Annotated in this window: 13 protein-coding genes; 1 reads left to right on the forward strand and 12 read right to left on the reverse strand. The window is 50.5% G+C overall.

Annotated elements, in window-relative coordinates; all coding sequences use genetic code 11:
• The 12 genes from NNN71_RS22830 to NNN71_RS22885 all read right to left on the reverse strand — a co-directional run.
• On the reverse strand, positions 1–655 hold a 655-nt coding region (locus NNN71_RS22830; RefSeq protein WP_271459412.1), incomplete at its 3' end, for a hypothetical protein.
• Between the two features lie 292 nt (positions 656–947).
• Positions 948–1,205, reverse strand: a complete 258-nt coding sequence (locus NNN71_RS22835) for a hypothetical protein (protein WP_271459413.1) — start codon at positions 1,203–1,205, stop codon at positions 948–950.
• Between the two features lie 69 nt (positions 1,206–1,274).
• Complete coding sequence (locus NNN71_RS22840; protein ID WP_271459414.1) at positions 1,275–1,463, reverse strand: hypothetical protein; 189 nt, start codon at positions 1,461–1,463, stop codon at positions 1,275–1,277.
• A 143-nt stretch (positions 1,464–1,606) separates the two neighbouring features.
• Complete coding sequence (locus NNN71_RS22845; RefSeq protein WP_271459415.1) at positions 1,607–4,069, reverse strand: replication endonuclease; 2,463 nt, start codon at positions 4,067–4,069, stop codon at positions 1,607–1,609.
• Positions 4,066–4,362: a DUF3850 domain-containing protein gene (locus NNN71_RS22850; RefSeq protein WP_271459416.1), complete on the reverse strand. Its 297-nt coding sequence runs from the start codon at positions 4,360–4,362 to the stop codon at positions 4,066–4,068. The genes NNN71_RS22845 and NNN71_RS22850 overlap by 4 nt, the downstream gene beginning before the upstream one ends.
• Positions 4,359–4,634: a hypothetical protein gene (locus NNN71_RS22855; RefSeq protein ID WP_271459417.1), complete on the reverse strand. Its 276-nt coding sequence runs from the start codon at positions 4,632–4,634 to the stop codon at positions 4,359–4,361. Before NNN71_RS22855 ends, NNN71_RS22850 begins: the two co-directional genes overlap by 4 nt.
• The gene (locus NNN71_RS22860) at positions 4,631–4,858 is read right to left on the reverse strand and encodes a TraR/DksA family transcriptional regulator (RefSeq protein ID WP_271459418.1); all 228 of its coding nucleotides are present in this window, start codon (positions 4,856–4,858) and stop codon (positions 4,631–4,633) included. Before NNN71_RS22860 ends, NNN71_RS22855 begins: the two co-directional genes overlap by 4 nt.
• Entirely contained in the window at positions 4,858–5,091 is a 234-nt protein-coding gene (locus NNN71_RS22865; protein WP_271459419.1) for a DUF2732 family protein, read from the reverse strand. The genes NNN71_RS22860 and NNN71_RS22865 overlap by 1 nt, the downstream gene beginning before the upstream one ends.
• A gap of 67 nt (positions 5,092–5,158) precedes the next feature.
• On the reverse strand, positions 5,159–5,500 hold the full coding sequence (locus tag NNN71_RS22870; protein ID WP_271459420.1) for a DUF5347 family protein: 342 nt from the start codon (positions 5,498–5,500) through the stop codon (positions 5,159–5,161).
• A complete protein-coding gene (locus NNN71_RS22875) occupies positions 5,464–5,664 on the reverse strand; it encodes a phage filamentation protein Fil family protein (RefSeq protein WP_271459421.1) in 201 nt (66 codons plus the stop codon). The genes NNN71_RS22870 and NNN71_RS22875 overlap by 37 nt, the downstream gene beginning before the upstream one ends.
• Positions 5,665–5,671: 7 nt before the next feature.
• The gene (locus tag NNN71_RS22880; RefSeq protein ID WP_271459422.1) at positions 5,672–6,181 is read right to left on the reverse strand and encodes a phage regulatory CII family protein; all 510 of its coding nucleotides are present in this window, start codon (positions 6,179–6,181) and stop codon (positions 5,672–5,674) included.
• A gap of 32 nt (positions 6,182–6,213) precedes the next feature.
• Positions 6,214–6,435, reverse strand: a complete 222-nt coding sequence (locus NNN71_RS22885) for a regulator for prophage (protein WP_004201303.1) — start codon at positions 6,433–6,435, stop codon at positions 6,214–6,216.
• A 95-nt stretch (positions 6,436–6,530) separates the two neighbouring features.
• Between NNN71_RS22885 and NNN71_RS22890 the strand changes: the two genes are divergently transcribed.
• Positions 6,531–7,130 carry a phage repressor protein CI gene (locus NNN71_RS22890; RefSeq protein ID WP_271459423.1) on the forward strand — a complete coding sequence of 200 codons (600 nt, stop codon included), beginning with the start codon at positions 6,531–6,533 and terminating at the stop codon, positions 7,128–7,130.
• Positions 7,131–7,202: the final 72 nt, after the last annotated feature.

A 7,202-nucleotide genomic window follows, 5' to 3' on the forward strand; every position in this document is an offset into this window, starting at 1 on the left:
CACCAAGACATCCCGTTTTTATTAACTGGTTCCAAAGGTTCTTCATTTTCTGCCCTGTTTGTTGGTTTACAAAAAGTGAAGACCTAGCCCCATGAGGATATCCTAGCAATTGCCCACGCATAGATTCCCAGCTTTCGCAATAATCCGCAATACGCCAATTAGGAACCTCATATTCTAACATCAGCCCTATAGCTGCTTTTGCAGATATAGTTCCATCATACTCTGCAGGATAATGCCAATCGCATTTAATCAACAGAGGTACAGCTTCGGTGTGATAAAGCACGACTTCATCAAGTCTATCGATAGATATACTGGCGTCCTTGTGTTTGAGATTACGGATTGTATCGATAAGTTCATCCACTGCATGACTATATGGGCAGGTAAGAATTGCATTTCGAAAATAAATAGTATGGTCTAATTTTTTAAAGCTTCCCATCCCTTGTGGCGTAGGCGGAGACCATTTTGAACGATCCATCTCCAGTAGAAACGGATGCCAAGCAGGATAGCCTTCTACTACCGGCCCAAACTCTTCGACAATTTCCTCGAGTACATCCATCACCAAAGCACGCTCGCTAAGCGATGCACCTTCAGGCAGCAGGTAACGGTACGCCCGCTCTAAATTTGCAACTGCAGTCTCTTCCGCTCTAAAAGCCATACTATGACCTCATCACTTAATTAAAATAATCACAAAACAAACACCTCATGCACAATATATACATTTCATGCGCGATTGGCAATTTTTATGTTTTTTTTATTTTGAATGGAGCGTCATTAAACAGCAACGCGTGCGCTCGTATCCCCGCCACGCCTGCCCGCTTTATGCAGTGGTTTTCATGCACCTGCATGAGATACGGAAAGGCCCGCCAGTTCTGGCGGGCCTCGGCTAAAACGATCCTCAATCGATCATGCGGATTCATGCGGCATAGCCATGCAGTCTCACCACATCGTCACGTCAGCGTAAAATCATCGTCAAAATCCATAAAATTAGCCGCTGCCTGCGTATGCTGGAGGATGTACACAACACCATCGTGAAGGGAAACAGGGTATTCAAATTCCAGCATAAACAATCCGTCATAAGTTTTTCCTAACCAGAAGCCGCCGCCGAATTGCTTTCCCCGCTGAAACAGAACCCAGCCGCCGGGAACGTACTTTTGCAATACCTCATCCCGATAAACGACCTGGTAATTACTGTCACTTTTACTCACGGTCTAACGCCTCGTTTCTCTCGTTGTTCAACGTTGCAAGCGGTAAAACCAGTTTTATCGCTTGCAACGTTAACTGGCTACATCCATAGAACGGGTATATTCATGGCTTCTGATTTTTGCCATCAACTCATCAGTCAGCTCTGAAACCCACTGGATAGCCAGCCGCTTTTCTTCATCACTGCACTCACTAGCCGCTACAAGCTTGATAAAAAAATCAATGCGCTGGAGCTTCAACGACTCCAAAAGGTAGTCCTGCATTTTCCCTCCTATCACTACTATCGACCAAATAACTGTATGTATATCCACTGTTTATATATACAGTATAGTAGCTATTTCGAATTGTAAAACCATTTTTTGCTTTCAATCAGATAGCGCTGATAGAAATCAAATAATCAGGAAAATCAATACCACTGCCGCCATTTGTCATCTTCCTGCAGTCGCTGGTTCCGGTAAAAAAGCCGCAGGCCAGCGCCAGATGGGATACTGCCACCTCGCAGAAGCAAATCGATCTCCCTGTCACCGCAGTCAAAGCCCCTGGACTGCAGCTCATACTCCAGCTGCAGACGCTGCTGATCGCTGATTTCCTGTTTATAGCCTCTTCGGCGCTTCGGTTTTACCAGCCGCAGACGGGTGTTTAACTCACGCAGTTCCTTTTTCCCCATTCCATGCAGGTATTCCTGCAGTGTTTGGTCATCCATGGTCGTTATATCAGGTGCAGCTGGCGCAGTTTCCGCCCCTGATTCGTTCAAATTTTCCACAAGGGGACAGTTATTGCCACGAGTCCAAGGGGCGCTAGCGCCCTGGTCGGCTGACGCCTCCTGCAGGTCAACATCAACGGCCTTACGAACCATTTTCCATTTCACCGCGTGCGTACAAATCCGCCCTTCCTGAATAGGGGACCAGACGCCATAGATACGGATACCATGATCGCCATAGGTACTCGGCTCATCGTTCAGCTCGTAGGCTGTTCTGACCAAGTGGTGTTTACGAGGGACCAGCACGCCGCCCTGCGCCATGATGTAAGTGGCAAAGCAACCGGCATCTGCCGCAGCCAGCACAGCATCAAGACGCGGATTGCCGATAACAGGCCGCGCATTAGCAAGGGCCACCAGAATCTCTGGCGTTAGTTCAGGTTTTCCCGGTACGGGTTTTAATGGCGGAAGGTCGCGTTTAGCCTGGCCTGCCAGCAGTCGCAGCTCACGGTAAGCCTGGCGGCCCGGAATACCGAAAAAGCGGAATTGCTGTACGCGATGCAGTGATGCCCAGGCGTTCACGTTCTCTGCGTTATCGCGCAATGATTTGCCGGTTTCCTTGCTGACTTCATTAGCCAGGCCGCGCCCATCAATATTCTTACTGATGTATTTAGCGATGTAGCTGGTTGGCGTGCCTTTGCGCGGATTGATTAGCTCGGACTTAAAGCGCGGGCCGGTATTGTTTCCAAGCTCCTCGCGGTCCTCACGAATGGCAAACTTGCGCAGCAGCTCCGTGATCGCTTTGCGGTGTTTCTTGCGCATAAAGCACAGCAGGTGCCAGTGCACAGTGCCATCATGATGCGGCTCAGCGACTCGCACACCGTACCATCGCAACCCGGCTTTATGCATAGCCTTACGGAATGCGGCGAAAGTATCAACCAGATAATCACTGCTCTGTCGTACTGTAGCGCTGGTCCATTTCGGGTTTGGTCTGCCATTATTGAGCGTGGCGTGGAAGCGTGACGGGCAAGTGATGGTATAAAACACGGCACAGTCACCGCGCATTTCCGCGATAAGCTCCAGCCCTTTAACACAGGCCATCATTTCGTTACGCCGATGGGCCGGGTTGCTGGCGCTGGCGTTTACCACATCTTCCAGATCCAGCGTATCACCTTGCTCATTGGTCAGTTCATGCGAACGGAAAAATTCCAGCGATTTGCGGCGCTGCTCACGCTTATGGATCACTGCCTCATAGCTAACGTACGGCGATGCCTTTTTGTTAACCAGACATAACGCGCGCAGCTGCTCCTCGCGCCATTCACAGCGCATCTGCCACAATTTGCGATACCACCAATCCGCGCACAGCATACGCGCCAGCGAGCCGGGAATAAGCTCATAGGGCACAGGCTTGCGGCGGCGTTTCTTACGGCGCAGACGCTCAAACGCTGGCGGGATAACATCAAGGCGCATCGCCTCCGCTGCAACCTGTTCCCATGCCTGGCGGATTTCTTCCGGCTTCACTTCGTCAGTGGCATAGAGATCACCGCAGGCAGCTTCCAGACACATGCTCATATGAGCCGCAACCAGCGTGGACAGGCGTTTGACCTGATCCTGATTCATTTCAGGCAGAACCAGCAGCCCGTCCAGCCCTTCATGGCTCGCCATGAATCGGAAAGAAGCTGACACCTGGCTGTCACGCGCACGCGCCAGCCGTTCAAGGCATGGCCTGACGGTTTCGCGCAGATAGCGGGAATAGGCCTGCGGACGGCCCAGACCATGAAAATATTTAATGCGCTCAAGCAGAGGCTTGCTGATGTGTGATGGTTCGGCGCTTACGTCTGCCAGAATGACCAGATCGGGGTTAAACCGCTGCTGCTCACGTGCCATTTTGGCGCCGCTGATCAGCCGGTCCTGCTCCATTTCACGCAGAACTGGATCACGGGCTTCGTTATAGAAATAGCGTTCCCAGACCTCATCACTCACTTCTTCCCGGCGCAGTTGGTCCTGCTCATTATCAGCGGCATACAGAGTGATCAGGTTTGAAAGTGCAGACACCGGCGCAACTTCCGCCGGGTCCGTGTATGGGTTAATCGCTTTTGGGGTTTTGTTCCAGGCAAAAGCAGCGGCGGCATCATGTGCGCCGCCGTGGTGTTTAACATCGTGATGGCTCACTCCTGTGCCCCAACCGCTGCCATCGAAAGCGCCTGAATATCATTTTCGTCAAGTTGGGCAATAGACATCATCACCCAATTACCGCCAGCGGTGATCAATCCCTCAAGCGGCAATATATGCGTAACTTTTACTACCAGTTTATTTCCCGAATATTCTCCCGCCCATTCACGCAACAACAGAAAATCACCGCATTGATAATTACGGTCATTAATTCTCAGCTCTGCTTTTTTCTCACCATTACATACGGCATTGAAATAAAGCGGCCCAATTTTCAAACCATGAATGACGTTCATGCTGCACCGCCTTTTGAAATGGGTGCGCGTCTTACCTCAAATAGATGGCCCTCATCGCATTCATACGTTCCGTGCTCCTGTAGCCAGGCATCGTGCCCGCACATATCACAGATCATTACCTCTGGGACTGGCTGCTGGTCAGCATTGCGGCGATGCTGCAGCTCTACTAATCCAGCCAATAGGCGCGGGTGAAACCCTTCCGCTTTCAGGCCCCAAATCAGTCGCGCTAATTCGCTATCAGTAAGCGGATTAGTTAATTTCTCGGTAGTCATACAGCCCTCCCTACGTAATGCTTGCCTTTAAGCTCTGCAATTTCCTGGCAGGTTACGCAGAGATCACAGCCCGGAACTGCAGCGCGGCGTTCTGCCGGGATGACCATTCCGCAGCTCTCGCACTCAAGAGAAGAAGCCCCAGCCTTTCGGCTGCTGGCGTGGTGGATATGGCGCTGGCGTTCTTCTTCAACGCGCTGCTGTACAAGGTCCATAGAATCAGCCATCAGTGGATCTCCTGCGCTTCGTTCTGGATGTGTTCAGCTGCGACACGCAGCAGTTCTGCCGCCTCAACATGGTTAAGCTGGCGGGAAGTAATACGGCTAGCCAGGCTATCGAGGCGGGCAGCCATTGCTGCAGCACGCGCGAGGCGTTCTTCCGTACGCGCATCCGTCAGCAACTGGTTAAGACCAGCATCATCTGGGCCGCTTTTGGTGAATCGGGTTTCAATATTTCGCATCGGTCGTTCTCCTGAATTTGGGCAAAGGAATGCCCGGCGGGTTTACGCCTTTAATTTCTGTGGTTGGTTAATTCGGCATGGCTAGCCGATTTGGAAATAAGCTCACCACTGTACGGAAATGGTTCATTGCTTTAATCAGCTCCCGCTTTTCGTCAGTCGTCAGCTCACTAACATTGACGCTATGACGTTCCGCCGGAATCTTTGCCATAAAGAATATTGCAGCCAGTGCTCGCTCATTCTGTTTATGGTTAATATCCCGTGGCTCCCGCATATCGCTAATAAAGCGCCCTAGTTCTGAATCAGTATTTAAGCCAAACACTTTCGCCCTTAATTCCGCGATGTGGTTTAATCCATTAAGGCGGAGCCCAGCGCTTAGTGGAACAGTCGCAGCATCGCCTTCAATAGCCATGATTTCCCCTGTTTCGTGGTGGACAGGTCAGCCAGCAGCGCATCCTGCGAGCGGCAGGGATGCCAGCGCTTGCCATCCGTTCCAGTGATCCAGCCGTGACCGTAATACGGGGCCGGGCTTTGCTTAACGAGCAGCGATGCAAAAGATGGCTCTTTAGTCAGCATAAGCATCTCACAGCAGGCCGAACGACGCGCCAAGGCCCGTCATAGTATCAACGGCAGTAGCCATAGCCGGGCTGGACTGCAAGCGCGCCTGCATCGATACCGCGGTTAATGCCATCAGGCGAGTAACAGAGTTGATACTGTCGATAATCTGGCGGCGGCCTGCAGTCGTCAGTTGCTCACCGGATACAGCGCCGGCAGCGACGTGCCCGATCTCCGCCGTCGCCTTGAGGACGTACTGCGGCATTTTCTCTTTTGCCACTTCATTCAGAGGTACGCACGGCAGGCAATGGATTTGGGCCAAAAAACCATCTACAAGCGCTGAATCCTCTGTCAGATCGGTCAACAACCAGATATCCGGTGCGGTGAGCTGGTGCGGCTGGGAAGGGTTCAGCTTATTACGCAGAGTCTGGACGTTCATTCCAGCACGCTCTGCCACCTTCACCATATTGTGACGCAGTGCAAAAGCCCTACAGGCTTCGTCAAAGTGCGGGTGTTTTGAAATGCGATAATCAAACATAGCTATCAGCTCCTTCTGTTCGCAAAATGAAACTAACTAATAGCGACATTGCAATCAGAGAGCGCATCTACAGTCAGCGCGACAATGTTAATCATCACCTTCTCGCGCTTCTTATCCTTACGCAGGCGGTGGCGAGGCAAACGACCATCAGCGAGCATGTCGTTAATGGTGTCTACTGGCAGTCCGGTCAGCTCGCTATAGCGTTCGATTGTGACGTGCGGCGTATTCAGAGTGATTGAAATGTTAGGGGTCATGATGCAACATCTCCTATTGGCTTGTGGTGAGCCGGTAGTAATCGTGACAAGTCCCCAAATGGGAACGAAATTGATACTAGGATCGCATAAGAGATATGTCAACATCAAAGTACCCAAATGAGATCAAAATAAATCCCAATCAGGGTGGCAAGGCTGCGATTGAGCGATTGGTCGAGGCATATGGGTTTACAACACGACAGGCCCTTGCTGACCACTTAGAAGTGTCAAAAAGTACATTGGCTAACAGATACATGCGAGATACCTTCCCCGCAGACTGGATAATTCAATGTGCCCTAGAAACAGGAGCGTCATTGCTCTGGCTCGCAAGCGGCAATGGCCCCAAATATCTCAGTGACGCCGTCCCTGTAGCCCAACTTAAGCACCACACAATCATTGACGGTAAATTACACGATGGTGGTTACCTAGCATTTGACCAGTCTCTGTTACCTTCCGAATTGAAGAACCCAATTGGAATATCAGCAGATGGGAAAACTTTCATTGCGGAGACAACATATGATGATGTTTCAGATGGTCATTGGTTGATTGAGATTGAAGGGAGCGTAAGCTTGAGATATTTAACAAGAGTTCCAAATGGAAAAGTAAAAATCACATCTGACACGACTGATTTTATTTGTGAACTTGAAGACATCACAGCGATTGCTAAATGCTGCTGCGTTTTCTCACAATATATTTAAAGGAATAAAACATGATGCACGAGAATAATAACAATGAAAATGATGAATCTAAAGAAGAAGATAATATGGGGT

It is taken from the genome of Kluyvera sp. Awk 3 (genome assembly GCF_028069715.1).
Taxonomy (GTDB): Bacteria; Pseudomonadota; Gammaproteobacteria; order Enterobacterales; family Enterobacteriaceae; genus Kluyvera; species Kluyvera georgiana_A.